Origin of the sequence: Synechococcus sp. ATX 2A4, assembly GCF_024346375.1 — a bacterium.
Lineage (GTDB): Bacteria > Cyanobacteriota > Cyanobacteriia > PCC-6307 > Cyanobiaceae > MW101C3.
Genome location: NZ_JAGQCV010000011.1, coordinates 1 through 26979 on the forward strand (window position 1 = coordinate 1; position 26979 = coordinate 26979).

Sequence of the window (26979 nt, forward strand, 5' to 3'; positions counted from 1 at the left end):
ATACTGCACCATCCGCCGACTGCCCGCGGTGGGATCCTCCAGGTAGAAGGCATCGATCCTGGCCATGATCCGTAGCGTGGAGTCACGCACCGGCACCGGCCGGTAATACAGCGTGGATCGAGGCAGGCCAAGCAGCTCACATTGACGGCTGACCGTGAGATCAGGGTGGGCATGATCGACCAGTTGGCGACGTTCACGGGCATCAGAGCAGCTGAGACTTTTTTTTCAGCCACTCCAGCTCCATCTGAAGCTTGCCGATCTGCTGGAACAGCTCAGCCTCCTTGGCCTGGCTCTCGTCCTTAGGCTGCGTCTTATTGCCCCGGGTGAACAGGTCGCTGGCACCCTCAAGGAGTTGCTTCTTCCACTGGCTCACCTGGATCGGATGCACCGCATGATCAGCGGCGATCTCCTGGAGCGTCTTGCGGCCACTGATCGCCTCCATGGCGACCTTGGCCTTGAACTCGGGGCTATGGGTGCGGCGTTTGCTCATGGGTGGGAGCCCCCTTTCAGGGGCGGTGCCCCGCCTCACAGGTTAACGATGGACCCTGTCCAGAAAAACCAGACCACCTCAAACTCAGCTACATTCACATATCAACTGCCCGCAAGTAAAGTCCTTGCGCAATCGCACGTCGTTTACCTTTTAATCCGCTCTTCAGCATGCATGGCCAAGTTGACAAGAGTAATAATATCTTCAAATATGGGCAGCAATCCATAAAAGCTGCCTCAATCGAGGTTTGTGCATGCAACCACAAAGTAAAGCATTGTATTGACGGATGCAATAAGGTGAGTGCGGAGCGCCATGGCATGAAGGGCATTTCGGCAAAACCTTCCATGGATGCATTGGTGGCCACTATTATAGCGTTAGCAAAGCCAACAACACCTGAGTCAATATCGTTCGCCATTGCGGTTTTGAAGATATCGACGATGTATCGGCATCACAATAATGTATTGCAGCAATGTGGGCAGGCAGGCATCAAGATAGGACGCTCTTTCACCCCTGTATCCATTCTTTTCCGGGTAGCTGAATAGGATATGAACAAGTCATCAAAATATGCTCATTTGCAAAGCAAGATTATTGAGATGTTCCTTGCTGGCGATAGTATTCATAGCATTTCTCGACAGCTAGGCCCGGGACGTGAATATATTGCAAAGGTATTGAGGGATGGCGGTATTCGGGAATATGTTTATAAACCTCATAATACTACAATTCACGTTCCAATTGAAGAACTCAAGCGACTGAACGAAAGTGGTCTAACTGGTCAAGATATCGCAAAGAGATATGGCGTCTCCCAGGCTGCTATTGCGGCAAGATTCAAACGCCACGGCATTAAACCGATTAATTGGCTAAAGAAAAACAATCTTACCAAAGACTTGATTCTTCGTTTCATTGATGAAGGGCTTAGCATTGAAGAAATTTCAGAGAAGGGTAACATCAGTACCGCGCACCTTTGGAAGATCGCCAAACAGTTGGATTTAACTAGTGCCCTGAAGAGTGCTATTCTTTCACATCGCTATGTTGATATCGAACAACAGGTGATACAGGCATATGAAGAAGAGGAGCGCAGCCAGCGATATTTAGCCAAGACTTTCTCACTTAACCGTGCAACAATTAGGCGAATTCTCGAGCGACACTCACTTGATATCCGTGATCGCAACCGCGCTGCTGCTTCTCGTGTATTACACGAGGAAAATGATGGAAGTGATGCAGACAGTATTGCCAGGGCCCTCGCTGGGGCTGGTCGTTTCAAGGATATACGTCCATGCTTCTTCTATATCTATGGGCTTGCTCGTTATCCTAATCTGTCAAAGCTTGGCATCACGTTTGACATGGCTAAGCGAATTGACAATGAGTATGGATCCCAGCAACTTTTGATTGAGTTTTCCAATCGTGTGGAAGCATTCTTTTTTGAACGAGCCGTTTCCTACCACACGCGAGAATATAAATCTTGCCCGCTTGATCTCGCTCAATGGGGTGGATATAGTGAGATTCGGAATATCCAGCCGCGCGATCTTGTGATGTATGCTGAATCACTTCATCTCGAGTTTCGTTCTCAGGGCCTCTGGGAGTTTGTATTGAATCAGAGAATTCGTATGCGTCCAGAACTTTGGGCTGAGGTGAAGCGGCGTGCAGGCATTGGCTAATGGGCATCGATTCCTGTCATCATTTAAATCATGAATTCGGGCTAATGTTCATTCAGCCAAAGCTCGCACGGAATAGGGCGCTTCTCAGAATTGTTGACTTCGAGATGCTTGATGCTTTTCCAGTTTGCTCACCGCATAATTTAAATGCTGCTAACTGGTTCTTGGACGGTTCCGCAAACCACGCCGCATTGCCGTTCCCCTTCTGCAAACCACCGAAAGGAGGCCTCCAAGGGCATCCGACAAGCCTGATCCCGCATAGGTTTTGAACAGTCTGCTGAGATGAGAAAGCGTGGTTCGCGGGTCAGATATCCGCTGTTCAAAATGATACAGAGCGTGCTGGCTTCTTCCGAAGGCGCCGGCTTCTTGAACCACACCCTTGCCAAGCCAAGAACTCGCACCATCTCTTTCAGCCTCTAACCCCATAACAAAAAAACAGCTCCCAGCCACTCCCTCCATCCCCCATCAAACCTTCGCCAACGTCACCCGCTCCGGTTGGTGTTGGTACTTCCCGGCGCGGTCGCTGTAGGTGGTCTGGCAGGGTTCGCCTTCGAAGAACAGCAGCTGGCAGATGCCTTCGCTGGCGTAGATGCGGCAATCGGCGCCGGAGGAGTTGCTGAACTCCAGGGTGAGATGGCCTTCCCAGCTGGCTTCAGCGGGGGTGGTGTTCACGATGATGCCGAGGCGGGCATAGGTGCTCTTGCCCAGGCAGATCACGGTGATGTTGGCCGGCACCCGCAGCAGCTCCAGCGCCACCCCCAGCCCGTAGGAATGGGCGGGCAGGATGAAGTAGTCGCCGTCGTCGTCGTGATGGAGCGGCGCCGGCTCCAGGTTGGCCGGGTTGAACCGCTTCGGGTTCATCACCGTGCCCGGCACATGCCGGAAGATCAGGAACTCCTTGGGGGAGAGCCGCAGGTCGTAGCCGTAGGAGGAGCAGCCGTAGCTGAGCACCGGCGCTGTGCGGTTCTCGGCATCGAGGTGGCGCACCAACTTGCCCTGGAACGGTTCGAGCATGCCCGCCGCAGCCTGTTCGTTGATCCAGCGGTCGCACTTGAGCATGGGGTCAGCAGTTGCGGCGGAGCTGGGTCACCTGGTCGGCCATCGCCAGCAGGGAAGCCGGCATCGCTGGCCCCGTGAGGATCACATCGAGATGGGCGGGCCGTTGCTCCAACGTGGCCTCCACCTCCGCCGCCGGCAGGTAGCCCAGCGCGATCGCCAGCCCCAGCTCGTCGAGCACCATCAGATCCACCGCCCCGTCCAGCAGCTGGCGCCGCGTGTAGCCCCACACCTCCAGCACCGCCTCTTGCTCCTCCGCTCCGGGCCCCTCGGGCTCCGCGGCGGCCGGTTCACTCAGGCAGGCGGGGAAGGCGGGCCGCAGCCACTGCAGCCGGCCGCACAGCCACAGGCTGCGCTCCAGCCCCTGGTCCACGCCGCCCTTGAGGAACTGGCTGATCAGCACCCGGCTGCCCAGCCCCGCGCTGCGCAGCGCCTGGCTGAACACGCCGGAGAAACTGCCGCGAAACGGCGCCGTGTGCACCTGCAGCAGGCCTTCGGTCTGGGCCGGGGGCACCAGCGTCAGCGGGCGTGACGCCACAGCCGCCAGCGGTGCCACGGGCGCCGTGCCATGGGAGCGCCCCGGGCCATGGGAACGGGAGCCACCGGTGGGCATGGCGGGGTTGAGCAGGCTGGCCGTCATCCACACCCGTTGGTTCGCGATGCCGAATGTAGCGGCGCCAGGCCCGGAATCAAGGATCAGACACCACCCCTAGCGCGTACGTTTGTACTACTTTGCAAAAATCCCGTCGGCACTGGGATTTTGCAGGCGGATGTCCATAGGGAACCGTCCAGTTAGTGTGATCGGCTACATGGAGCACGGAAGCCGATCCGTAGCTTCCAACCACTTGTCCAACCGTCATGGTCGGCGCGATGCGCGGATTCAGCCGCACCAGCACCACCCCCGCGCCTGTCAACAGCGGTCTCACCTCCTCCGCGGGCGGCTCCAGCACCCTGCTGGAGGTGATGCGCGGGCTGAGCGGCTGCACGAGTGAGACCGTGGAGCGCGGCAAAACGATCTTTTTCCCCGGCGACCCGGCCGAACGCGTCTACCTGCTGCGCCGTGGCGCCGTGCGCCTCTCCCGCGTCTATGAGAGCGGCGAGGAGATCACCGTGGCCTTGCTGCGCGAGAACAGCCTCTTCGGCGTGCTTTCCCTGCTCACCGGCCAGCGCTCGGATCGCTTCTATCACGCGGTCGCCTTCACCCGCGTCGAGCTGGTGGCGGCTCCGGCCAGCTCCGTGCGGCGCGCCATCGAGCAGGACGCCAGCGTGGGCCTGCTGCTGCTCCAGGGCCTCTCCTCCCGCATCCTGCAGACGGAGACCATGATCGAAACCCTCACCCACCGCGACATGTCCTCGCGGCTGGTGAGCTTTTTGCTGGTGCTCTGCCGCGATTTCGGTGTCCCCGGCGCCGAGGGCATCACCATCGATCTGCGCCTGTCGCACCAGGCGATCGCCGAAGCGATCGGCTCCACCCGCGTCACCATCACCCGCCTGCTCGGCGATCTGCGTCAGGCCGGCCTCGTGCAGGTGGATCGCAAGAAGATCACCGTGTTCGATCCGGTGGCCCTGGCCAAACGCTTCAGCTGAAGGCCGGCGGCCGATACTGGACCCCCCCGCCCTGAATCGTGTCCGCCTGGCTGCTGATCCTGGCCCTGCTGACCCTCGGCGGGGTGCTTGCCACCCTCGGCGATCGCCTCGGCAGCCGTGTCGGCAAGGCCCGGCTCAGCCTCTTCAACCTCCGCCCGCGCAACACCGCGGTGCTGATCACGGTGCTCACCGGCAGCCTGATCAGTGCCGTCTCGCTCGGCCTGATGCTGGCCGTGAGCCAGCGCCTGCGCACCGGCCTGTTCGAGCTCGACAGCCTCGAGCAGAAGCTGCAGGACAGCCGCGACGCGGTCGAGCGCAGTGATGCCGCCCTGAAACGCAGCCTCTCGGCCCAGCGCGACGCCCAGTTGGCCGTGGGCCGCGCCGAACGGGGCCGCCAGCAGGCGCGCCGCCAGCTGGTGGCGGTGGAGGAACAGGCGGGCCGCCTGCGGCGGGAGCTGCAGCCCCTGCAGAACCAGCAGCAGTTGCTGCTGCGCCAACGCGATCAACTCAACAGCGACATCCGCGCCCGCGACCAGGACATCCGCCGCACCGAAGCGGAACTGGCGCGCGTGAAGGGGCAGATCGCCTCCGGCCAGGCCGAGCTCAAAGACCTCGAAACCAAGCTGATCGCCCTGCGCCGCGGGGATGTGGTGATCAGCAGCGGCCAGCCGTTGGCCACCGCCAAGGTGAGCGTGCAGCAGCCAGGCCAGGCCCGCGCCGCCATCGATGCCCTGCTGCGCCAGGCCAACCAGCTGGCCTTTCAGCGGGTGCTGCCGGGCGAGCCGGTCGATCGGCCGATCCTGCTGGTGCCCCGCGAAGACATCGCCAAGCTGGAAGCCCTGATCCAGAAAGGCGGCAGCTGGGTGGTGAGCATCCTCTCGGCCGCCAACGTGCTGCGCGGTGAGCAGCAGGTGCTCGGCTTCCCCGATCTGCGCCCCAACAAGCAGGTGATCCGCCAAGGCGAGGTGATGGCCACCACCCGCCTGGAAGGCAACGAGATCTCCCCCGAACAGGTGCGCAACCGGCTCAACCTGCTGCTGGCCTCCTCCTTCGCCAAGGCGCAGCGGCAGGGGTCCCTGGTGGATGGGGTGCAGTTCGATGTGGCCAGCTTCAACCAGCTGGGGCGGGAGCTGAGTGAGCGGCCAGCCGGCCAGGCCGTCAGCCTTGAAGCCGTGGCCGTGCGCGAAGCCGAAACACCCGATCCGGTGGTGCTGGAGCTGCGCCGCCTCGATGGCGGCCCCACCGCCCCCTCTCTGCCCAAGCGCCCCTCATGAGCCCCACGCCGGCGGCCGGTGCGCCACCGCCGCCTCCGCAGCCAGAGCCGCAGCCGCTGCCGCAGCTCCTGCCGTTGCCTGCCGCTGGCCCGCTTGCTGCGCTCGATCCAGGCCGCTGCAAGTGCGGCCTGGTGCGCTGTGACCCGGCGCGGCAGCAGGTGCTGGCCGCCCTGATCCTGGAGCCGGAGCAGGCCTTCGCCCAGCTGCTTGCCTGGCAGGCCGAAGGGGCCGTGGCCGGCGTGGTGCTCGGCGATGGCACCGGCAGCCGCCACTGGCGCCAGCGCCTGGCGCCGCTGCTGCCGGTGCAGCTGGTGGATGAACGCCGCACCACCCTGGAGGCACGGCATCGCTTCTGGCAGCTGTTCCCGCCACGCGGCTGGCGGCGCCTGCTGCCCGAAGGCCTGCGCCAGCCGCCCCGCCCCTGGGACGATGTCGTCGCCCAGCTGCTGCTCGAACGCCACCTCGGCCAGCCGCTCACGCGGGCCCCTTCCTTGCCGCCCGCCGCCTTCTAGAAGCGCGCCCGCACCGTGAAGGCATAGTCGCCACCGGGCTCCAGCTGGTAATCAGCCTTGAGCAGGAAGCGCAGCAGCGCGTCCTGGATCAGGGCGCGGCCCAGCGACGGCTCCACGGTCAGCTCACCGCGATCGAACGCCCAGCGGAAGGTCCAGGCGAAGCCGCCGGCCACCACCTCGCCCTCCAGCAGCTTCTGGGTGAAGCTCTGGCGCAGCACCCGCAGCTGGGCGGTGGTGGCAGGAAGACGGCTCACGGAGGCAGGAAACGCGCGGAGGCAGACAGGAGCAGAAAGGAGGCGGAGCAGAGGCAGGCAGATGGAGGGAGTCAGGAAGAGGCAGGAGGCGACTGAAGGAGGCAGGGAGCGACAGGAGACGGGTGCAGGCGGTGGCGGGAGGAGCCAGACAGATGGAGGCGGAAGCGAAACCATCAACAGCAACCGGGCGGAGTCGCCCGGCCCAGCCTCAAGCCGCTGCGGGCTGAAAACTGTTCAGACGATTGCCGGCCCGTTCATACCCCAGCCGCTGGATCACCCCCAGCCCCGCCAGCACCTCATCGAGCACCGCCTCCACGCAGGCCTGCTCACTGGGCTCGAAGCGGCCCAGCACGTGGGAAATCGTGCGGGCCTTGCGCGTGATCGGATCATCAGCAGGGGCGCTGATGCCGATGCGCAGCCGGGGAAACTCCTGGCTGCCGAGCTGGCTGATGGTGCTGCGCAGGCCGTTATGGCCACCGGCACTGCCGGCCAGGCGCAGCCGCAGGCGGCCCAACGGCAGGTCCATGTCATCGACGAGCACAAGCATCTGGTCAGGACGCAGGCCGAACCAGTCGAGCGTGGCACGGATCGACCGGCCGCTCTCATTCATGTAGGTGGTGGGCATCAGCAGCCGCAGGCGCTGGGCCCCCTGGCCCACATCCGCCAGCAGCCCCTGCATCCGCGTGTTGGCGCGGAAGCTCACCCGCTCGCGCGCCGCCAGCCGCTCCAGGGCCATGAAGCCCACGTTGTGGCGGGTGCGGGCGTACTTGTCGCCGGGATTGCCCAGGCCCACCACCAACTGGAGGTCGCCCGTGCGGGCCTCACCGCCCGGCGTGGAAGAGGCGGTCATGGCCGTGGCGGAACGGAGCGGGGGAAGCGAAGCGTTGAACTCAGGCGGCCGCCGCAGGCGGCTCGCTGACAGCAGGCTCTGCCACCGGAGCGGGGGAAGCAACGGCAGCGGCCGGCGCAGGCGCAGCAGCCTCAGCGGCAGACGCCTGAGGCTGCGCGGCAACCGGAACCTCAGCAGCAGGAGCCTGGGCCTCGGTGATCGCCACGCTGTTGGTGGTCACCACGGTGTCGGCTTCGGAGTCGATCGCCTTGCGGAACTCCTGCTCGAAGTTGGTGGAGGCCGATTGGAACCCCTTGAGCGTGCGACCCAGGGTGCGACCCAGCTCCGGCAATCGCTTCGGGCCGAACACCAGCAGGCCGATGGCCGCGATGACCGCCATTTCCGGCAGCCCAATCCCAAAGATGTTCATGGAAAGCCTGGGTCAGACACTGAAGCGGGAACAAACGTGAAATCCAGAGAGCCCGGCAGCCAGCGCCGCCAGGCCCACCAACGGCCGGACGATCAGCCGAGGCCGTTCCAGTTCACGGTGATGCCGTCGAGCAGCAGCGACTTGTTGTACAGCTGCAGGATCACGAGCAGGAACACCAGGAACAGCACCATGAAGATGCCCATCACCGGCGTGGTGCCCCAGCCGGGCACCACCTTGCCGTACTCGGAGTTGAGCGGGCGGAGCAGGTTTCCCAGCGGGGTGCGTTGCGCCATGGCGGGTGAGCCTCTCGGACACATGTATGGGGATCGTTACTGTAAGGGTCGAGGCGGAGACCGGCGCGGTCACTGTCGAGAGTTGTGATCCACCTCCGCCATCCCCAGCAGCTGCCCCCTTCCTTGACCGAAACCTCCTCCCCCGCCCTTTCGATCGCGCTCACCGTGCTGGTGGCGCTGCTCGCCCTCACCGGCTTCGGGGTCTACCTCGCCTTCGGCCCCCCGTCCAAGGGCCTCACCGATCCCTTCGACGATCACGACGACTGAGCCTGAGCGGGCGTCACCCGCCGCACCCGCAGGTGCCGCAGCGCCCAGGGAGGCAGCAGCGGTTCAGCCGGCCCGATCACCTGCCAGCCCGCTGAGAGCCCCAGCGGCTGCCGGCAGGGCGAGAGGTTCTGCACCGTGATCCGCACCACCCCCGGCTCCGCATCCGGCGCGATCGCCACCGGGTCGAGCTGGGCCGAACCCAGGGCGAGCGCTGGTGGTGGTGGCGTGGGCACCAGTGCTGTGACCGCTGGTGGCATGGCCCCTGGATCCAGAGCCGCGGGCGGCGTGGCCGGACGGCACCAGCTCGGCGCGCGAAACGCGCGGGCCGCCGCCGGCACTGCCGCCTGACGCCACCCGTCGGCGCAGGGCATCAGCGCGAGCCGCAGGCGCTGCAGGCCGTTGTCGGCGCCAGGGTCGGGCCAGGTGGGCCCGCGCAGCAGGGATACCCCAAGGCGCTCCGCCGTTCCCGACACGCCCTGCGGCCCATCCAGCAGCACCGCCAGGCCGCCGCGCTCCGCCTGGCTGCAGGTCCAGGCGATCGCCGGCACCTCCCAGCGGGCCTTCTCGCGGGCGGTGCAGGGCACCGCAGGGCGCTCCAGCACGCCCGCCGGGGTATCGGCCGCCCAGCGGCAGGCCCGCTGCTGCAGCGGCACCTCCAGCTGCAGCAGCTCATGGCGCTGGCGCCAGTCCACCCGCAGCACCAGCTCCAGCCAGGGGCTGCCCGCCAGCAGGCGCAGATCCAGCCGCAACGGGCTGGCTCCGCAACGGCCCCGCGCCACCAGGCGCATGCAGAGGGGGCCCTGCTCCACCAGCTCCAGCACCGGCTGCCATTCCAGCGGCAGCGGGTGCTCGCGGTGATCCGCCGCCAGATCCCAGGCATCCCAGAACTCGCCGCTGTCGCGCCAGCGGCGCCACTGCAGCGGTGCCGCCAGCCGGGGCGGCCCGTCAGCGCCCCAGAGCTGCTCCAGCCCGCCAGCTCCCAGCTCGGCTGCCAGCAGACCATTGCCGATCCGCCAGCGCCCCTCGCCCAGCGGCTCGCTCCACACCGGCGCCTGCACCTCCACCTCCAGCGGCGCTGCCGCTGGAGCCGCTGCCGGCCGTGATCGGCGCTCCAGGGCCAGGGGCGTCAGCCCAGCTGCAGGCGGCAGCTGCACCCAGCAGCCCCCGCCCGGTGCCACCTGCTGCGGCAGCGGCCGCTGCGCGAGCGTCCAGCGGCCCGCCGGCAACCGCAGGGTGAGCGCTGCCGCCGGCAGGGGCTGCAGCCGCATCACCCACCAGGGCTGGCCGGCCGGCTGGGCCTCAGCCGCCGCCGCCCCTCCCTCCAACCAGGCCAGCAGCAGGCGGTCGCGGCGTTCCCGCGCCCCGCGGCGGGCCCGGCGCCACTGGGGCTCCGCCTGCTCGAACACCTCCGCCACCGACGTGCCCGGCAGGATGTCGTGGAACTGCTGAAACAGCAGCGTGCGCCATCCGGCGCCGGCGGAACCAGCTGCCTGCGTGTCGTCCTCCGGCGCCGTGATGTCCGCCGCACCAGCCCACAGCAGCGCCGCCGCCAGGTCGGCTTCGCGCAGCAGCCTTTCCAGGGTGCGGTTGTGGCGTTTCTGGTCGGGCCGGCTGGTGGGGCAGGCCCGGTGCAGCTCCAGGTAGAGCTCGTCGCGCCACACCGGCAGCTGGGCGCGGTAGAGCTCCAGCCGGGCCAGGTAGGGGCGCACGCCGCCGTGGGCCTGGGGGGCGGCGGCGGGCTGCTGCTGCCACAGCGCCAGCTGCTCATACATCTCTGCCGTGGGGCCGCCGCCGTGGTCGCCCACGCCCGGCAGCCAAAGGGCGTCCGCGTCGCCGGTGGCCCGCTGCCACTCCAGCCGGTAGCGCTCCATCGCCAGCGGGTCGCCACCGGTGCCGATCGGGGCGGTCATCAGCGCCAGCACTTCGGCGCCGCAGCGCCCCCGCCAGCGGAACAGCCGGTGCGGGAACGGATTCGTGGCATTCCAGGCCAGCTTGTGGGTGCAGAACCAGCGCACCCCGGTGGCCGCCGCCACCACCGGCAGCCCGGCGCCGAAGCCGAAGCTGTCGGGCAGCCAGGCGAGCGGGTGCTCCCACTCCGGAAAGGTGGCGCGGCTGTAGGCCTGGCCGTCCTCGAACTGGCGCAGCAGCGATGCGGTGCCGATCAGCACCGCATCGGTTTCCACCCACGGACCATTGAGCGGCTCCCAGCGCCCTTCCCGCATCCGCGCCCGGATCGCGGCGAACAAAGCGGGGCGGTGCTGCTCCAGCCAGGCGTAGAGCGCCGGGGTGGAATGGCCGAAGTGCAGCGTCGGGTCGCGCTCCATCAACGCCAGCGTCGAGCGGAAGGTGCGCTCGGCCGCCTGCCAGGTATCAGCCACCGGCCACAACCAGGCCAGATCCAGGTGGGCATGGCCCGCCACCTGAAACCCACCCGGCGGCGCCAGCACGGCCCGGGCCCGCGCCGCCGCCGCCTCCAGGCCCACTGCCGGAGCGTCATCGCCTGGAGCGAAGCTGTCGGGACCCGGGCTGTCGGCCGTCTGGCGCAGGGCCGCCAGCTCCAGGGCGGTGGCCAGCAGCAGGCCGCCGGGGTCGCGCTGGTCAAGGGGTTCGGCCTCGATCCGGCTGTGGATCAGGGCGCCGTCGTCGTGCAGGGGGCTGCGCAGCTCCAGCTCCAGATGCAGCGGCTCCCCGCTCCACCAGCGCTGCGGCAGCCGCCAGCGGCAGGCCGCATCGAACAGATCGCCGCGGTGCACCGGCTGCCCATCGACGCGCAGCTCGGCCTCGGCAGCCCACCAGCTCAGCACCAGCCGCGCCACGGCCGGCGGCGGATCGCGCCACGGCTCCGGGCACACCAGCGTCGTCGTCAATTGCAACGGTTGGCCGCCGCGGGGCCAGAGGATCAGGCCACGGGCGTGCCAATCGGGGCGGTAGCGCCGTCCCCAGGCCTCGCCGAGGGCCACGCGCCACTCCCCATCAGGGAAGCGGCGGCACCAGCGGGGCTGCAGGTCGAGGCAGGAACGTGATCGAAACGTTTCAATCCAGGGGCGAAGCTCGGGATCGAGGCCCTGCGTCATCGTTTCGGGTCGGGTGTGACCCATAGGATGATGCCGCTGCCGAAGGGTCGTTCAGGGCCCACCTGGCGCCTGTCACTCCCTGTCACCCGCCGGACCGGACCATGCTCGCTCTCAAGATCTCGGTTTACTCGGTCGTTTTCTTCTTCATCGGCATCTTCGTCTTCGGCTTCCTGGCCAGCGATCCCAGCCGCACCCCCAGCCGCAAAGATCTCGAAGACTGAAGCCTGAGCTCCTGACCCAGCGCACCGCGTCCCCCTACGGGCCGGCGCTGGGCCAGTGCTCGCCCTGCCCGGCAGCGGCCTCTGCCCACGCCTGTCGTGGCAGGATCAGCCGCTGATTGGGAAATCGCGTGCCCTCAGCCAAGCCACTTCGCTGGGCCATTGGGGTTGCAGGCGTGCTCGCGGCCTGTTCCGGGGTTCCCAGCGTGGAGGCCCGCAACCACCCGCCTTCCCCCCAGCCACCGGCAGGTGGCGGCGACGCCAGCGCAGCTGATCGAGCCGCGCAACCGCCACCAGACACGGGGCCCGCGGCGCTGCCGGCGTCCAGCCTGGCGGCGATGCCAGAGGATTCCGGTCTGACGGCCACGCCGGCGAGTGGTCCCGGAGATCCCGGCTTCCTTCCCGTCGCTACCGGCGCCAACGAAGCCAGCGGCCGCCAGGATTCGATTCCCAGCCAGGGCCAGGATCCCAGCCCGGTGCCGCTGCCTGGCGGTGGCCCCCCAGCAGATCTGACGCCCGCGCCGGCGGCAGCTGCCGCATCTCCTCCCCTGCTGCTCGACATCACCGCCGATCAGCAGGGCTTCGATCTGGTGATCAACCGCTACGTGGCCACCGGCAATGCCTCGGCCCTGCTGTCCGGCGGCCGCCTGATGGCCGAGCGGATCGAATACGACACTGTGAACCGCACCGTGTACGCCACCGGCAGCGTGCGGTTTCAGCGCGGCAACCAGTTCCTGCAGGCCAGCAAGCTGCGGTTCAACCTGATCGAAGGCCGCGGTGAGATGGAGGACGTCTATGGCGTGCTCGACCTCACCACCTCTGTTGTGGACCTCAATCCCGAGGTGCCCCCGGCCGAGCCCCTGGGGGCGCCGCCGCCACTGGCCTGCCCCACCGAGCTGCCGCCGATCCCGAACTGGCACCCCTACCCCTGGGCAGCCACGGCCTGGGCCGGCCAGACCACCAACGCCGGCTTCGGCGAAACCTTCGTCTTCCAGGGGGCCCTGCGCCAGGACTACCTGCTGGGCGCAGGACTGCAGCGACGCCTGCTCCAGGCCGGGCCCTTCGCCCTCGAACTCGATCTCAACCTGCTGGGGCACAAGGCAGCCGCCGAAAACAGCGCCGGCATCGCCGCCCAGAGCTTCGGGGAAATCACCGCAGGCATCGGTCTGCGGGCCTGGCTGCAGCCCTGGCTCAGCCTGGGCTTTGTGCAGGGGGTGAGCTTCAACACCAGCTTGAGCAACTTCGAGTGCGCCACCCGCGAGAACTGCGCCCAGCTGCTCAACTACCTCGCCTTCGAGGTGGAAGGGGCGTTCTCGCCGCAGTGGTCGGTGGTGGGCCGGATTCACCACCGCTCCGGTGCCTTCGGCCTTTACAGCGGGGTGCGGGAAGGCAGCAACGCTTACCTGATCGGCCTGCGCCATCGCTTCGGCAGCCAACCCGCCCGTGGTGCCGGCCCTCAGGCCGAGCTGCTGCCCCCCAAGGGCTGCCCCAACCGTGGCGCCGAGCCGCCCGAGCGGCCCCGCTCGCTGGCCGAGGCGCTGGAGCAGGTCGCGATGGGCGGCACCGCCCCCGCCGAACCCCAGGCCCCCGCCAAGCCCCAAGGCCCCACCGAGCCGGCTGCCGGAACAGGTGCCACTGCTGCGAACGGCACCGGCACGGCAACCACCACTGCTGGCCAGGCGCCACAGCGGCCCAGTTTCCGCACCATGCGCGCCCAGGAAGAGGAACGCCGCAAGGCGATCGCCGCCCTCACCGATCAACGCATCAGTGATGTGCAGGCGCGTGAAGGCCTGGCCTCCGAGCGCCGCTTCGGCGTTCCCGGGGGCGGCAACACCAGCGACGACAACAACAACAACGACTTCGGGCCCGCCAGGCCGCCCCAGGTGCGGCGGCTGGAGAGCAACCGCCGCCCGAACCTGGTGGACGGCACCCTCACCCGGCTGCGCTTCCAGGCCGCCCGCGCCGTGCTCACCGCCGAAGGCTGGCGGGCCGATCGGGCCAGCTTCACCAACGACCCCTTCACACCCGCCCAGTCGTGGATGGATGCCGACGACGTGCTGGCCGTGCAGGACGAGAACGGCGACACGGTGATCACCTCCCGCCGCAACCGGCTGATCCTGGAAGATCGCCTGCCGATCAACGTCACGAGCAGCACCCGCATCCGCAAGGAGCAGGAGGTGGAGAACCGCTGGGTGTTCGGCGTCGACAACGAAGACCGCGACGGCTTCTTCGTGGGCCGCCGCCTCAAGCCGATCGGCATCGGCCAGCGCGGCATCCTGGAGTTGGAGCCCCAGTTCCTGCTGCAACGCGCCTACGAAGGCACCACCAACAGCTACCCCCTGCCCGGCCAGCCCGCCGGGGCGGATGCCCAGTCGCAACCCAGCACCCTGGGCGATCTGTTCGGCCTTGAAGCGCGCCTGCAGGCGCCGGTGTTCGGCTTCGAGGCCGACCTCAACCTCGACATCTCCACCTTTGATCCCAGCAATTTCTCCAACGGCACCCGCAGTTGGGGCGAACTGGTGCGCCCGCTCAAGCTGCCGCTGCTGGGTGATGTGAAGTCACGCATCTTCGGCGCCTACCGCTTCCGCATCTGGAACGGAACCCTGGGCGAGCAGGACGTGTACTCCGCCTACGGCACCTCAATCGAACAGCGCGGCGTGCTGCCGCCGGTGGGCAACTTCAGCAACAGCTATTTCTGGCGGCTGGGCGTGGGCAACTACCAAAGCAACGAGTTCTTCGAGAACGGCGGCGAATCCCAGAACTTCGCCCAGCTGTGGCGCGGCAACGCCTTCGGCGCCATCAACAGTTCCATCACCCTCTGGCGCGGCCAGCCGCTGCCCTCCACCCCAGAAGGGGCGCTGCGCTATTCACCGGTGCCAATCGTGCCGGGCCTCACCTTCAACACCAACATCTCAGCGAGCCTCGCCTACTTCGGCGATGGCACCCGTCAGAACGTGTTCTCGCTCTCCGGCGGGCCCACGCTCACCCTGGGCCACTTCAGCCGGCCCTTCCTCGATTACACCCAGCTCACCGTCACCGGTGGCATCAGTGTGCGCGATGGCCTCAGCCCGTTCGCCTTCGATGCCGCCGTGGATCTGGGCACGGTGGGCATTGGCCTCACCCAGCAACTGGTGGGCCCGCTGGTGCTCGATGGCGGCATCGGCGTGAACGTGGATGCCAGCTCACCCAACTACGGCGAGCTCACCGGCTCGTTCGTTGAACTGCGTTGGCAGCGTCGCTCCTATGCCTTCAGCGTCTACTACAGCCCCTTTGAAGGGATCGGCGGCGTGCGCATCCGCCTGAACGATTTCGGCTTCAGAGGCACCGGCGTGCCCTTCGTGCCCTACCAGCAGCGGATGCGCGGCCACACCGGCGACGGCCTGTTCTGAGCGAGCGGTCCCGCCCGCTCAGAACCCGTTCAGGTAGGGCAGGCGGGCGACGGTGGCCACCAGGGCGTCGTCGTTGGCGAGCAGCTGGCCGGTGGCATCCCACTGGCCGGTGGTGAGCATCTGCCGCGGCCCGGGCGCCAGCTCCAGCGCCCACACCTGATCGCCGCAGCGCAGCTCGGCGGCCTGCACATCCAGCACAAAGGAGGCGGTGGGATGGGAGCTGGCATGGGCCTGGATGGCCAGCATCTGCTCATGGCCGCTGGTGAGGCAAGGCAGGCCAAGGGCCAGGCCGTTGCCGTGGAAGATTTCGGCGAAGCTCTCGCCGATCACCGCCCGCAGGCCCCAGCGCATCAGCGCCTGCGGCGCATGTTCGCGGCTCGACCCGCAGCCGAAGTTGCGGTTCACCAGCAGCAACCGGGCACCGCTGTGCTCGGGGCGGTCGAACGGATGGCTGCCGCCCAGCTCGCTGCGGTCGTCGGCGAACACCTGTTCCCCCAGGCCTTCGAAGGTGACGCACTTGAGGAAGCGGGCCGGGATGATCCGGTCGGTGTCGATGTCGTCGCCGGCGAGCACCACCGCGCGCCCTTCGACGCTGGGGATCGGTCCGATCGGGAAGCCGCTGGAGGTCACCGCGTCGGTGAGGGGGGGCAGGGAAGGGGAAGCGATCACGGCGTCAGGTGGTCATGGTGGGTCAGCTGGGTCAGCTGGGTCAGGTGCTCAGGCAGTGAGGGAAGGCTGGCGGGAGGCGGCGCTGGCACTGCGGCCGGTTTCGGCGAGCAGTTCACGCACGTCGGTGACGTGGCCGCGGACGGCGGCGGCGGCCACCATCGCCGGGCTCATCAGCAGGGTGCGGCCACTGGCGGAACCCTGACGGCCCTTGAAGTTGCGGTTGCTGGAGCTGGCACTGATCTGGCGCCCCTCCAGCCGGTCGGGGTTCATCGCCAGGCACATCGAGCAGCCGGGTTCACGCCACTCAAAACCGGCCTCGCGGAACAGCCGGTCGAGGCCTTCGGCTTCAGCGGCGCGGGCCACCTGCTCGGATCCCGGCACCACGAACGCCCGGATGCCCGCCGCCACGTGGCGGCCACGGGCCACCAGGGCGGCGGCGCGCAGGTCGCTGAGCCGGCCGTTGGTGCAGCTGCCGATGAAGCAGACATCCACCGGCAGGCCGGCGATCGCGGCGCCGGGGCTGAGGTTCATGTAGCGGTAGGCCTCCTCAGCGATCGGCCGCTCCTGGGGATCGAGCTGCTCGGGGGTGGGCACCGCTTCATCCACGCCGATGCCCTGGGCCGGCGTGATGCCCCAGGTGACCGTGGGCGACAGCAAGGAGGCATCGAAACGCACCTCGTCGTCGTAGCTGGCGTCGGCATCGCTGGCCAGGCTCGACCACCAGGCCACCGCCCGCTCCCAGGCAGTGCCGGAGGGGGCCATCGGCCGCCCCTCCAGGTAGGCGAAGGTGGTGGCATCGGGGTTCACGTAGCCGCAGCGGGCGCCGCCCTCGATCGCCATGTTGCAGAGGGTCATGCGCTCCTCCATCGACAGGGCCGCCACGGCGGGGCCGGCGAATTCATAGGCATGGCCGACGCCGCCCTTGACCCCCAGCACCCGGATCACGTGCAGGATCAGATCCTTGGCGTACACGCCAGGGGGCAGGGCGCCATCCACCCAGATGCGGCGCACGCGCAGCTTGTTCAACGCCAGGCTCTGGGTGGCGAGCACGTCGCGCACCTGGCTGGTGCCGATGCCGAAGGCGATCGCCCCGAAGGCGCCGTGGGTGGAGGTGTGGGAATCGCCGCAGGCCACGGTCATGCCGGGCTGGGTGAGGCCCAGCTCAGGGGCGATCACATGCACGATGCCCTGCCGGCCGCTGCCCAGACCGTGCAGGGGAATGGCGTGGGCGGCGCAGTTGCGCTCCAGATTCACCAGCATCTCCTCGGCCAGGGGATCGGCGAAGGGCCGGGCCTGGGAGGTGGTGGGCACAATGTGGTCCACCGTGGCGACGGTGCGCTCCGGGTGGCGCACGCCAAGCCCGAGATCCCTCAGCGCGGCAAACGCCTGCGGGCTGGTGACCTCGTGGATCAGGTGAAGGCCGATGAACAACTGGGTGGAACCACCCGGCAGTTCCGCCACGCGGTGGAGATCCCACACTTTGTCGTAGAGGGTGCCGGCGCTCACCGTTCGTCCCCATGTGTCAGAAGACACCCTAAAACCGAGGGGAGCGGGCGGTCGGCAGCGCCGATCTGCGGCAGGAAACGCGCACAGGGGTGCCGGCAACGGCTCGCCGGAATCAGGCGGGCGCGCTGAGTTGCAGCCGCAGGCGGTTGAGCGCCTCCCCGGCGGTGACGGCCTGGATCCAGGCGCGGCCCCTCGAGCTGCCGAAGCGCACCGCCTCGCTGCAGCTGCCCTGGGGGCCCGCCAGGCCAATGTGCACCAGGCCCACCGGCTTCTCGGCGCTGCCACCGCCCGGGCCGGCGATGCCGGTCACCGACACCGCCCAGCTGGCGCCGGTGCTGCGGCGCACCCCTTCGGCCATGGCCATCGCCACCGAATCGCTCACCGCACCGTGGCGGTCGAGCGCAGCGGCCGTGACCCCCAGCAGCTGTTGCTTGATCGTGTTGGCGTAAGCAATCACCCCGCCGAGGAACACATCGGAGGCACCGGGCACCGCCGCCAGGGCCGCGCCGATGCCACCGCCGGTGCAGCTCTCCGCCACCGCCAGGGTTTCCCCCCGGGCCCGCAGCAGCGCCAGCACCACCGAGGCCAGGCACTCCTCATCGGCGCCGAAGCAGAGTCGGCCGGTGCGGGCGCGCAGCTCCGCCTCCAGGGGCGCCAGCAGCGCCGCAGCCTCCGCAGGGCTGGCCGCCCGTGCCGTGAGCCGCAGTTTCACATCACCGGTGCCGGCATAGGGGGCCACGGTGGGGTTCTCGAGGGCCAGCAGATCAGCCACCTGCTCGGCCAGGGTGGATTCGCCGATTCCCCAGAACCGCAGCAGCCGGCTCTGGAAGCAGGCCCCCGCCAGGCCCTGTTCCTGCAACCAGGGCACGGCGCTCTGCTGCCACATCGGCCTCAGCTCGCTCGGTACCCCCGGGAAAGTGAGCACGGTGAAGCCGGGCTGGATCCGGCCTGCTGGCAGGGAGGCGGGCGGCGGGCTCCAGAGCATCCCCGGTGCAGTGCCGGTGGGGTTCGGCACCACGCGGGCGCCCTCGGGCAGCAGCGCCTGGCGGCGGTTGCTGGCGGCCAGCGGCCGTCCCCGGCCGGCCAGCTTGGCCTGGATGTCTTCCCACACCTGCGGCACCTCCACCAGCGGCGTGCCGAATGCCGCGGCGATCGCCTCGGTGGTGAGGTCGTCGGGGGTGGGGCCCAGGCCACCGGTGCAGATCAGCAGACGGCTGCGGGCCGCGGCCTCCCGCACCACCTGGATCAGCCGCTCGCGGTTGTCCACCACCACGGTCTGGCGGAAATGGGGAATGCCGAGGGCCGCCAGCTCTTCGGCCAGCCAGCGGGCGTTGCCGTTGAGGATGTTGCCGAGCAGCAGCTCGGTGCCGATGCAGAGCACTTCTGCGGTGGCAATGTCCCGCACCGGCCCCGAAGCTTCTGAGGACTCCCGCCCACGGCTGTCCGCTGACGCCAGGTTCGGGCCGCCGCCGGCTATTCCATCAACCCCGGCTGCAGCGAACGCTTCTTCCTGTTGCCTGCCTTCGGGTTCGTCCCTGTCGGCACCGCGCATTGGCTGAGAACGCATGGGTGATCTCCTCGGTGAGCGCATCGCTTCAACATCACCCCGGCAGGCCCCAGGGGCACTACCGGCGCTCAGCCGGGCCGGTTGCTGCCGTCACAGGGGGGCGACTCCGGCAGCTGGGCCTCAAGGTGGCTGCGCGACCCCATCACAGCACCGATCAAAATCGCAGTGGCGATCGCCAGCCAGAGGAAGCGCATTTCCACATTCGCGGCCACCAGCGCCAGGGTGGCCAGCCACTGGGTGAAGGCGTAGATCAGCAGCACCGTGCGGCGATGGCTGAAGCCGGCCCGCAGCAACCGGTGGTGCAGGTGGCGGCGGTCAGGATAAAAGGGAGAATGGCCCTCGCTGAGCCGGCCCATGATCACCGCCGACATGTCTGCCAGCGGCAACGACAGGATCAGCAGCGGAAACAGCAGGCTCACGGTGGTGAGCCCCTTGGCCGGCCCCACGATGCTGATCGCCGCCAGGGCGAAGCCGAGGAAGTAGGAGCCGCCATCGCCCATGAAGATGCGGGCGGGATTGAAGTTGTGGCGCAGAAAACCGAAGCAGGCCCCCGCCAGCGCTGCGGCCAGCAGCCCGGCGGCGCTCTGCTGCAGGCTGAAACTCACCGACAGCAGGCCGATCGCGGCGATGCCGCCCACGCCCGCCGCCAGCCCGTCGAGGCCGTCGATCCAGTTGATCGCATTGGTGATGCCCACCAGCCAGATCAGCGTGGCCAGCAGGCTCAGGGCATCAGGAAGCACAAGGCCATCAGGGCGTTGACCCAGCAGGCCAAACGGCAGATCGATGGCGCCGATGCGCACCCCCTGGCTCCAGACCACCATCGCCACGGCCACCTGACCGGCAAGCCGTGGCAGGGGCGGCAGGGCAAACAGGTCGTCCGCCAGACCGATCACGAAGAAACAGAGCGCGCCCGCCAGCGTCGTCCAGATCAGCTGGTCTTTGGCGGGTGAGAGGGTGCCAAACCCCCCCAGCGCCCAGATGCAGGTGAGCGCCAGCGAGAAGCCCAGCACCATGCCCACCCCGCCCAGCCGCACCATCGGGATGCTGTGCTGCTTGCGCTCATCGGGGGGGTCGAACAGGCCCCACCGCAGGCCAAGCCGCCGCACAAGCGGCACCACCAGCGCCGTGAGCAGGGCCGCGACACCGAAGGTGAGGAAGGCCGTGATGACCGGGTTGCGGAGAAGACTCACGACAGAGAAAGGCTTCTCGGCTGAAGGCTCGGGGCGTGGCTGGGAAGAGGGGACGGCTGCGCCGCTCTGGCCAACACGGGATGGTTCAGCACAGGGTGAGCCATGGGCCTGGTTGTCCTGGCGAGCAGCTTAGGGACGGGGCTTCCGCCTCAGACAGGCTGGGCCACGCGCACCGGGCCATAGAGAGGGAAGCGCGAGCACAGCGCCCGGACCCGCTCGCGACAGCGCAGTTCCACCACGGCGTCGTCGGGATGGAGCAGGCGATCGGCGATCACATCGGCCACTTCCACGAACGCTTCGGCATCGAAGCCGCGGGTGGTGAGCGCGGCGCTGCCGACCCGCAGGCCACTGGTGACGAAGGGCGATTCGGGGTCGAACGGCACCGTGTTCTTGTTGGCGGTGATGTTCACATCGCTCACCAGCAGATCAGCCACCTTGCCGGTGAGCCCGACTGAGCGCAGATCGAGCAGCACCAGGTGGTTGTCGGTGCCTCCCGACACCACCCGGACACCCCGCTCCATCAGCCGGGCCGCCATTGCCTTGGCGTTGACGACCACCTGCTGGCTGTAGGCGCGGAAGGCCGGCTGGAGGGCTTCACCGAAGGCCACCGCCTTGGCGGCCACCACGTGCTCCAAGGGGCCGCCCTGGCTGCCGGGAAAAACGGCCTTGTCGAACTGGCGACCGAAGGCGGCATCACCGGTGAGGATCAGGCCACCGCGGGGGCCGCGCAGGGTCTTGTGGGTGGTGGTGGTGACCACATGGCAGTGGGGGATCGGGCTGGGGTGCACACCTGCCGCCACCAGACCGGCGATGTGGGCCATGTCGGCCAGCAGGTAGGCGCCCACCTCATCGGCGATGGCGCGGAAGGCGGCGAAATCGATCGTGCGGGGGTAGGCGGAATAGCCGCAGATGATCAGCTTGGGGCGGTGTTCAAGCGCCAGCTCGCGGATGCTGGCGAAATCAAGCTGCTCGGTGTCGGGGGACACGCCGTAGTGCACAGCCTTGAACCACTTGCCCGACACGTTCACGGGAGAGCCGTGGGTGAGGTGGCCGCCGTGGGAGAGATCCATGCCCAGGATCGTGTCGCCCGGCTGCAGCAGGGCCAGGAACACGGCGAAGTTGGCCTGGGCGCCGCTGTGGGGCTGCACGTTCGCCCAGTCGGCGCCGAACAGCTGGCGGGCGCGGGCGATGGCCAGTTCCTCGATCGCGTCGACGTGCTCGCAGCCGCCGTAATAGCGCTTGTGCGGCAGGCCTTCCGCGTACTTGTTGGTGAGCACCGACCCCTGGGCTTCCATCACGGCCCGGGAGGTGAAGTTCTCGCTGGCGATCAGCTCAAGATGGTTCTGCTGCCGCTCCTGCTCCTTGCCGATCAAGGCGGCGATGGCGGGATCGCCGCTCGCCAGGGAATGGTTGAGGGCCTCGCCGCTGGAGTCCGTCATTGATCGGTGCGCCGCCTGATGGAACTGATCGTAGGAAATCGACCCGCCCACAGGGCTGCTGGCGCGGAAGCGCAAAAAAAACCGCCCGGAAGGGCGGTGGAAGGAATCAACACTGTGAACCGTTGAAAGCGCGCCTGGAGAGATTCGAACTCCCGACCCTCTGATCCGTAGTCAGATGCTCTAATCCGCTGAGCTACAAGCGCTTACCCCCACATTCTCACCGCACGGAGGGCCCTTCCGTCAACAGGCCCGGGGCCGGGGGCCACAATCGATGCAGCTTCCTGCGGCGGCTCTCCGCTCAAACCCCATGCCGATCCGCTGGTACGGCCCCGCCGACCCCGCCGACCCCACCTACCGCCACTTCGAGCGGATCGTGAACCTCACCCTGCACGGCATGGCGTTCGCGGCCATCAACAGCGGTCTGTGGGTGGTGCAGGGTCTGCGTCACCCCTGGAACCATCTGGGTTGGCTGAGCGTGGGCTGGGGAAGCCTTTGGCTGGTGCACCTGCTGGTGGTGCTGAGCCAGCGGCCAGCCGCCACCGATGGCGCTACACCATGAACAGCACCCCTCGCCCCCTGTGGCCATGACGCTCCCGGCCACCGAGATCGAAGACCTCCGCCAGGCTCTCGCCGAGCGGCTTTATCTGCAGATCGCCGGCTGGCACCTGTATCTGGGCGATGCGGGCCTCGACGGCCCCCTGGCGATCGAGTGCGCCGCCCGGCTCGACCAGGGGACCGAAGTGTGCGCCCGCCAGGCGCTTGAGGCGGTGCAGGTGCCGATCGGCGGAGGCTCCAGCCGCCTGCCGTTGGCGCGGCTGATCCCGCCGGGGCAACTGCGCGATCTCGAGGATGTGCTCGAAGGCTTCAGCCACTGATTCAGCCACTGAAGTTCGGCGACAAGCCGGGCGCAAAGGCAAGGCTGCGAATAGGGTTGCAGCCACCGCAGGCGCTGGATGCTGGTCATCGAGGTCACCAACGCCCGCGAGGTGGTCCGCCAGCGCATCGGCCGTCTGGGCGGGCGGTTGATCGGCAAGGTGGTCGATGCCGAAGCCCAGGTGGAAAAGGCGTTGATCCAGGAACTGGAAACCGCTTTCCGCGAGTTCGGCATCGAAGCCCGCATCTTCTCGATTGACGGGCCCACGATGGTGGGCCGCAGCCACATCGAGGTGCCCGTTCAGGTGCGAGAGGAACGGCAGGTGCGGCTCAAGAGCGGCGCCTGAGCCGCTGCAGCACCTGCTGGCTGAGCTGGCGGGCTTCCGGCACTCCGGCGGATGTGGCCAGCGCTCCGTACAGGGAAAGCGCCACCGCCGTGCTGAAGCCGCACTGCAGCAGCCCGCCCAGCAGCCCCACCGGCCAGTTCACCGCCCAGGAGAGCCACCAGGCCGCCAGGCCCGCCACCGCAGCGGCCCCCAGCAACAGCAGGCTGTCGAGGCCCCAGCGGCGCAATGGCAGGGCGCCCAGGCTGCGCTGAAGGGCCAGCAGCAGGCCCAGGCAGGTGACCAGGTTCACCGCCACGGTGGCCAGCACCAGCCCGGGAGCCCCGAAGTTGAGCGCCGGCAACTGCAGGCCCCAGGGGGTGGGGCCACCCACCAGGGTCCAGTCGAACACCACATTCAGCCCGATGCCCAGCACCGAGAAGCGGAACGGGGTGTTGCCGTCGCCCAGCGCATAGAACACCCGCACCAGCACATCACGGCCCAGGTAAGCGGGCATGCCCAGCCCGTAGGCCATCAGCAGGCCGGTCACCATGGCGGCGGCGCCCGAATCGAAGGCGCCGCGCTGGTACACGAGCACCACAATCGGGCCGGCCAGCGCCACGAACAGGGCACCGAGCGGCAGCATGCTGGCGGTGGAGAGCATCAACCCCTGGCGGATGCGGGCGGTGAGGGCCGGGCGATCTTCCGGCGCGGTGAGCCGCGCGAACACCGGCAGCAGCGGCACCAGCAGCGCATTGGAGAGCAGGCCCAGCGGCGTCTGCACCAGCAGGTTGGCGTAGCCCAGGCCGGCAGCGGCGCCCAGGATGCCGGAGGCGAAGAACAGATCGGTGAACACGTTGATCTGCAACATCCCGGAGGAGAGGGTGGCCGGCGCCATCACCTTGAGCACCTCCTGCACGCCGCTGTCGCGCCAGTCCCAGACCAGCCGCAGCTGGCCCAGGCCCTGCCTGGCCAGGGTGGGCAGCTGAATCAGCCACTGCAGAACAGCGCCCAGCAGGGTGGAGCCGGCCAGCACCGCCCCGCCGATCAGGGCGTGCTGCGGCAATCCGATGGCGGGGCCCAGATGCCACCACAGCAGACCCAGACCACCGATCACCGCCACGCTGGAGAGCAGCGGGCTCACCGATGGCAGCCAGAACTCATCGGCCGCGTTGAGGGCACCGAAGCCGAGGCCGATCAGCCCGGCGAAGAGCGCCATCGGCGCCATCCAGCGCAGCTGCTGCACAGCATTGGCATGGATGTCCGGCGGCAGCGCCGGGCCCAGCAGGGTGATCAGGGGATTGGCGGCCACCAGCAGGATCAGCGTCACCACGATCAGTGCCAGCGCCACCAATGTGTTGATCGCCGCGAGCACATGGGCGCCCTGATCACGCGGCCGGCGGGCCAGCACGCTCACCATGGCACTGTGAAACGGCCCGTTGATCCCGCCCAGCAGGATCAGCATGAACCCTGGCAATACGTAGGCGTAGTTGTAGGCGTCATAGGCGGCGCCCACCCCAAAGGCGGCGGCGATCACCTGCTGCCGCACCAGACCAGCCACCTTGCTCAGCGCCGTGGCCACCGCCACCACCAGGGCGATGCGGCGCAGGGATTTCACCATCCGGTATCGACCGCAGGCCCATTCGTTCGGCTGATTCTCCACCGCGTCCCCCCACCCCATGCCAACAGCTCCTGCAGCCGCCGCATCCACCCCGGAGGCAGCCGCCACCGTGCTGCGCTTCGAACCGTTCGTGGAGGGAATCCTGCTGCGGCGCTACAAGCGCTTCATGGCCGATGTGGAGCTCGCCGATGGCGCAGTGGTAACGACCCACTGCGCCAACACCGGCCCGATGAACGGGGTGCTGATCCCCGGCGGCCGGGTGCGGCTGCGCCACGATCCCCGGCCTGAGCGCAAGCTGGCCTGGACGTGGGAGCAGGCGGAAGTGCCCAGCGCCGACGGCTCTCCCTGCTGGGTGGGCGTCAACACCGCCTTGCCGAACCGGCTGGTGCGCGCCACGATTGACGCCGGCCTGCTGGAGCCCTGGCTGGGGCCAATCGGGGCGATCCGCGCGGAGGTTCCCTACGGGCGCGGGCGCCGCAGCCGCATCGATCTGCTGCTCACGCCCGCCGAGGGGGCCGCTGATTCCCGCATGATTTATGTGGAAATCAAGAACACCACCTGGAGCCGCGGTTCCCTGGCCCTCTTTCCGGACACGGTTACAGAGCGGGGCCAGAAGCACCTCGAAGAGCTGACCGACCTGGTGCCGGAGGCCCGCGCCTTGCTCATCCCTTGCCTCAGCCGCAGCGATGTGAATCGCTTCGCACCAGGCGACTCTGCCGATCCCCGCTACGGAGAGCTCTTCCGCACGGCCCTGGCGGCCGGGGTTGAGGTGCTGCCCTGCCGGTACGACTTCCGGGAAGACGGGGTCACATGGCTGGGCACTACACCGGTGCTGACGCACGAGGATTCAGGCGACACATCCTCTTGTCTTTGAGCGATCTGTAGCCGTCGACACCACAAGAACACGCGTCAGAAAGGAAGTTTGGCGGCCAGGGACGCGCTTCCGAGCGTCATCCACTTCCGACACCCTCCTGGTCTTTTCCTACATGACCATTGCAACCCAAGCCCCTCGACAACGGCGCCCCAAGCGGCTGTCAGAGGCGAGCCTGCTCGAAGCTCCCCCACTGCTGCTTCATCGCATCAGGGGGATGAGCAATTCCCGCACCCTCACCTGGATGGCCTGCGTTCCGCTGGCTCTCTTCGGTCTTGGTGTGTTCAACCTTTCGGCCCATGCCGCCGACCTGCCTGAGCTCACCCCGGCCTTCCTGGCCAACAACATGTTCCTGTTCGTGTGCGCCGTTCTGGTGATCTTCATGAACGCCGGTTTCGCCATGGTGGAAGCCGGAATGTGTCGCCAGAAGAATGCCGTCAACATCCTGGCAAAGAACCTGATCGTTTTCGCCCTGGCGGTGACGGCCTACTGGTTCATCGGCTACAAGATCATGTACAACGCCGACTGGGTCATCCCCGGAGTGCTCAAGTTCGGTGGAGTTTTCTTTGATCCCACAGTCACCCCTGAGATGGTGACCGATGGCGCGCTCGTTCCCAGCATCGACTTCCTCTTCCAGGCAGCCTTCGCAGGCACCGCCGCCACGATCGTGTCGGGGCTGGTTGCAGAGCGCATCAAGTTCGTCGAGTTCGTGATCTTTTCACTGGTGCTTGTTGGCATCCTCTACCCCATCTCCGGCTCCTGGCAGTGGAATTTCCCCGACGATGCCGGTGCGGGTGGCGGCTGGCTGAACTCGCTCGGCTTCATTGACTTCGCTGGCTCCACTGTTGTCCACAGCTTCGGCGCCTGGGCTGGAGTGGTGGGTGCCGTGCTGCTTGGCCCCCGGATCGGTAAATTCGCTGGTGACAAGACCCAGGCCATTCCGGGTCACAACCTCTCGATTGCAACCCTGGGCTGCCTGATTCTCTGGATCGGCTGGTACGGCTTCAACCCCGGCTCCTGGCTGTCCATGGCTCCGGAAGTTCCCTACATCGCCGTCACCACCACGCTCGGTGCAGCCGGCGGTGGTATCGCCTCCACCATCGTCAGCCAGTTCACCTCCGGTAAGCCCGACCTCACCATGACCATCAACGGCATTCTTGCCGGTCTGGTGGGTGTGACCGCCGGTTGTGATGGCTTCTCCATGCCTGCCTCCTGGGTGGTTGGCTTCATTGCCGGCGTCATCGTGGTCTTCTCGGTGTCCTTCATCGACAGCCTCAAGATCGACGATCCCGTCGGTGCCTTCTCCGTGCACGGCACCTGCGGCATCTGGGCCACCCTGGCTGTTGGTCTGTTCAACACCGACAAGGGTCTGCTCACCGGCAATGGCTTCGGCCAGCTCGGTATCCAGATCCTGGGCGTTGTGGCCATCGGTCTGTTCGCCATTGTGAGCTCCTGGATCGTCTGGTCCGTGCTCGGCGCCCTCAGCGGCGGCATCCGGGTCACGGAAGCCGAAGAAGTCGAGGGTCTCGACATCAGCGAGCACGGCATGGAGGCCTATCCCGATTTCGCCTCCACCTCCAGCTGATCTTCGTTTCCAC

27 protein-coding genes and 1 tRNA gene are annotated in these 26979 nt (G+C 67.5%); 12 read left to right on the top strand and 16 right to left on the bottom strand.

The genetic code is table 11. The features are described 5' to 3' along the window. Nucleotides 1-202 precede the first annotated feature (202 nt). A complete protein-coding gene (locus KBY97_RS11015) occupies nucleotides 203-490 on the bottom strand; it encodes a transposase (protein WP_255147005.1) in 288 nt (95 codons plus the stop codon). A gap of 94 nt (nucleotides 491-584) precedes the next feature. Then, nucleotides 585-902 (bottom strand): hypothetical protein, encoded by a 318-nt coding sequence (locus KBY97_RS11020; RefSeq protein WP_255147007.1) that lies wholly within the window; start codon nucleotides 900-902, stop codon nucleotides 585-587. Nucleotides 903-1032: 130 nt separating this feature from the next. On the opposite strand from KBY97_RS11020, the gene KBY97_RS11025 reads away from it, so the two are divergent. After that, nucleotides 1033-2142, top strand: coding sequence for a hypothetical protein (locus tag KBY97_RS11025; protein ID WP_255147008.1), 1110 nt, complete (start codon nucleotides 1033-1035; stop codon nucleotides 2140-2142). Nucleotides 2143-2604: 462 nt separating this feature from the next. On the opposite strand, the gene dcd is transcribed toward KBY97_RS11025, so the two are convergent. Both dcd and KBY97_RS11035 read right to left on the bottom strand, forming a co-directional pair. Further along, the gene (gene dcd / locus KBY97_RS11030; RefSeq protein WP_255147010.1) at nucleotides 2605-3198 is read right to left on the bottom strand and encodes a dCTP deaminase; all 594 of its coding nucleotides are present in this window, start codon (nucleotides 3196-3198) and stop codon (nucleotides 2605-2607) included. A gap of 4 nt (nucleotides 3199-3202) precedes the next feature. Continuing rightward, a complete protein-coding gene (locus KBY97_RS11035; RefSeq protein WP_255147011.1) occupies nucleotides 3203-3835 on the bottom strand; it encodes a cob(I)yrinic acid a,c-diamide adenosyltransferase in 633 nt (210 codons plus the stop codon). Nucleotides 3836-4053: 218 nt separating this feature from the next. Here KBY97_RS11035 and ntcA point away from each other — a divergent pair, with 218 nt between their 5' ends. The 3 genes from ntcA to KBY97_RS11050 are packed head-to-tail and all read left to right on the top strand — an operon-like array spanning nucleotide 4054 to nucleotide 6568. Beyond that, complete coding sequence (gene ntcA, locus KBY97_RS11040) at nucleotides 4054-4782, top strand: global nitrogen regulator NtcA (protein ID WP_255147013.1); 729 nt, start codon at nucleotides 4054-4056, stop codon at nucleotides 4780-4782. Nucleotides 4783-4820: 38 nt separating this feature from the next. After that, nucleotides 4821-6056, top strand: coding sequence for a DUF3084 domain-containing protein (locus KBY97_RS11045; RefSeq protein ID WP_255147015.1), 1236 nt, complete (start codon nucleotides 4821-4823; stop codon nucleotides 6054-6056). Next, nucleotides 6053-6568 (top strand): resolvase, encoded by a 516-nt coding sequence (locus tag KBY97_RS11050; protein WP_255147017.1) that lies wholly within the window; start codon nucleotides 6053-6055, stop codon nucleotides 6566-6568. Before KBY97_RS11045 ends, KBY97_RS11050 begins: the two co-directional genes overlap by 4 nt. On the opposite strand, the gene KBY97_RS11055 is transcribed toward KBY97_RS11050, so the two are convergent. From KBY97_RS11055 to psbH, 4 genes are all read right to left on the bottom strand, one after another. Further along, entirely contained in the window at nucleotides 6565-6822 is a 258-nt protein-coding gene (locus tag KBY97_RS11055; protein WP_255147019.1) for a DUF3146 family protein, read from the bottom strand. The genes KBY97_RS11050 and KBY97_RS11055 overlap by 4 nt on opposite strands. Before the next feature lie 208 nt (nucleotides 6823-7030). Next, nucleotides 7031-7672, bottom strand: coding sequence for an aminoacyl-tRNA hydrolase (gene pth / locus KBY97_RS11060; RefSeq protein ID WP_255147021.1), 642 nt, complete (start codon nucleotides 7670-7672; stop codon nucleotides 7031-7033). Nucleotides 7673-7712: 40 nt separating this feature from the next. Continuing rightward, entirely contained in the window at nucleotides 7713-8081 is a 369-nt protein-coding gene (locus KBY97_RS11065) for a TatA/E family twin arginine-targeting protein translocase (protein ID WP_255147023.1), read from the bottom strand. 92 nt (nucleotides 8082-8173) lie between these two features. Then, nucleotides 8174-8374 (bottom strand): photosystem II reaction center phosphoprotein PsbH, encoded by a 201-nt coding sequence (psbH, locus tag KBY97_RS11070; RefSeq protein WP_071800830.1) that lies wholly within the window; start codon nucleotides 8372-8374, stop codon nucleotides 8174-8176. A 123-nt stretch (nucleotides 8375-8497) separates the two neighbouring features. Here psbH and psbN point away from each other — a divergent pair, with 123 nt between their 5' ends. Next, complete coding sequence (gene psbN / locus KBY97_RS11075) at nucleotides 8498-8641, top strand: photosystem II reaction center protein PsbN (protein WP_255147025.1); 144 nt, start codon at nucleotides 8498-8500, stop codon at nucleotides 8639-8641. Here the strand turns inward: psbN and KBY97_RS11080 are convergent. Then, nucleotides 8629-11715: an alpha-mannosidase gene (locus KBY97_RS11080; RefSeq protein ID WP_255147026.1), complete on the bottom strand. Its 3087-nt coding sequence runs from the start codon at nucleotides 11713-11715 to the stop codon at nucleotides 8629-8631. The genes psbN and KBY97_RS11080 overlap by 13 nt on opposite strands. Before the next feature lie 101 nt (nucleotides 11716-11816). Here KBY97_RS11080 and KBY97_RS11085 point away from each other — a divergent pair, with 101 nt between their 5' ends. Continuing rightward, entirely contained in the window at nucleotides 11817-11936 is a 120-nt protein-coding gene (locus KBY97_RS11085) for a photosystem II reaction center protein I (protein ID WP_006172424.1), read from the top strand. Nucleotides 11937-12109: 173 nt separating this feature from the next. Then, nucleotides 12110-15322 (top strand): DUF3769 domain-containing protein, encoded by a 3213-nt coding sequence (locus tag KBY97_RS14760; protein ID WP_255147027.1) that lies wholly within the window; start codon nucleotides 12110-12112, stop codon nucleotides 15320-15322. 18 nt (nucleotides 15323-15340) lie between these two features. On the opposite strand, the gene KBY97_RS11095 is transcribed toward KBY97_RS14760, so the two are convergent. The 6 genes from KBY97_RS11095 to KBY97_RS11120 form a co-directional block, all read right to left on the bottom strand. Next, nucleotides 15341-15952 (bottom strand): 3-isopropylmalate dehydratase small subunit 2, encoded by a 612-nt coding sequence (locus KBY97_RS11095; RefSeq protein WP_255147136.1) that lies wholly within the window; start codon nucleotides 15950-15952, stop codon nucleotides 15341-15343. An 87-nt stretch (nucleotides 15953-16039) separates the two neighbouring features. Next, the gene (leuC, locus tag KBY97_RS11100; protein ID WP_255147137.1) at nucleotides 16040-17497 is read right to left on the bottom strand and encodes a 3-isopropylmalate dehydratase large subunit; all 1458 of its coding nucleotides are present in this window, start codon (nucleotides 17495-17497) and stop codon (nucleotides 16040-16042) included. Nucleotides 17498-17609: 112 nt separating this feature from the next. Continuing rightward, nucleotides 17610-19064 (bottom strand): competence/damage-inducible protein A, encoded by a 1455-nt coding sequence (locus KBY97_RS11105; RefSeq protein WP_255147029.1) that lies wholly within the window; start codon nucleotides 19062-19064, stop codon nucleotides 17610-17612. 68 nt (nucleotides 19065-19132) lie between these two features. Beyond that, nucleotides 19133-20254 (bottom strand): glycosyltransferase family 4 protein, encoded by a 1122-nt coding sequence (locus KBY97_RS11110; RefSeq protein ID WP_255147030.1) that lies wholly within the window; start codon nucleotides 20252-20254, stop codon nucleotides 19133-19135. A 149-nt stretch (nucleotides 20255-20403) separates the two neighbouring features. Next, nucleotides 20404-21693 carry a serine hydroxymethyltransferase gene (gene glyA, locus KBY97_RS11115; RefSeq protein ID WP_255147031.1) on the bottom strand — a complete coding sequence of 430 codons (1290 nt, stop codon included), beginning with the start codon at nucleotides 21691-21693 and terminating at the stop codon, nucleotides 20404-20406. Between the two features lie 129 nt (nucleotides 21694-21822). Further along, nucleotides 21823-21896, bottom strand: a tRNA-Arg gene (locus KBY97_RS11120). A gap of 104 nt (nucleotides 21897-22000) precedes the next feature. Here KBY97_RS11120 and KBY97_RS11125 point away from each other — a divergent pair. The 3 genes from KBY97_RS11125 (at nucleotide 22001) to KBY97_RS11135 (ending at nucleotide 22913) form a co-directional block, all read left to right on the top strand. Beyond that, on the top strand, nucleotides 22001-22252 hold the full coding sequence (locus tag KBY97_RS11125; RefSeq protein ID WP_255147033.1) for a hypothetical protein: 252 nt from the start codon (nucleotides 22001-22003) through the stop codon (nucleotides 22250-22252). A gap of 25 nt (nucleotides 22253-22277) precedes the next feature. Next, nucleotides 22278-22568: a DUF3181 family protein gene (locus tag KBY97_RS11130; protein ID WP_255147035.1), complete on the top strand. Its 291-nt coding sequence runs from the start codon at nucleotides 22278-22280 to the stop codon at nucleotides 22566-22568. 78 nt (nucleotides 22569-22646) lie between these two features. Next, a complete protein-coding gene (locus KBY97_RS11135; RefSeq protein ID WP_094513616.1) occupies nucleotides 22647-22913 on the top strand; it encodes a cytochrome-c oxidase in 267 nt (88 codons plus the stop codon). Here KBY97_RS11135 and murJ read toward each other — a convergent pair. Next, the gene (murJ, locus tag KBY97_RS11140) at nucleotides 22897-24510 is read right to left on the bottom strand and encodes a murein biosynthesis integral membrane protein MurJ (protein WP_255147037.1); all 1614 of its coding nucleotides are present in this window, start codon (nucleotides 24508-24510) and stop codon (nucleotides 22897-22899) included. The genes KBY97_RS11135 and murJ overlap by 17 nt on opposite strands. 58 nt (nucleotides 24511-24568) lie before the next feature. Here murJ and sfsA point away from each other — a divergent pair, with 58 nt between their 5' ends. Then, on the top strand, nucleotides 24569-25384 hold the full coding sequence (gene sfsA / locus KBY97_RS11145) for a DNA/RNA nuclease SfsA (protein WP_255147038.1): 816 nt from the start codon (nucleotides 24569-24571) through the stop codon (nucleotides 25382-25384). A gap of 112 nt (nucleotides 25385-25496) precedes the next feature. Beyond that, nucleotides 25497-26966, top strand: a complete 1470-nt coding sequence (locus tag KBY97_RS11150; protein ID WP_255147039.1) for an ammonium transporter — start codon at nucleotides 25497-25499, stop codon at nucleotides 26964-26966. Nucleotides 26967-26979: the final 13 nt, after the last annotated feature.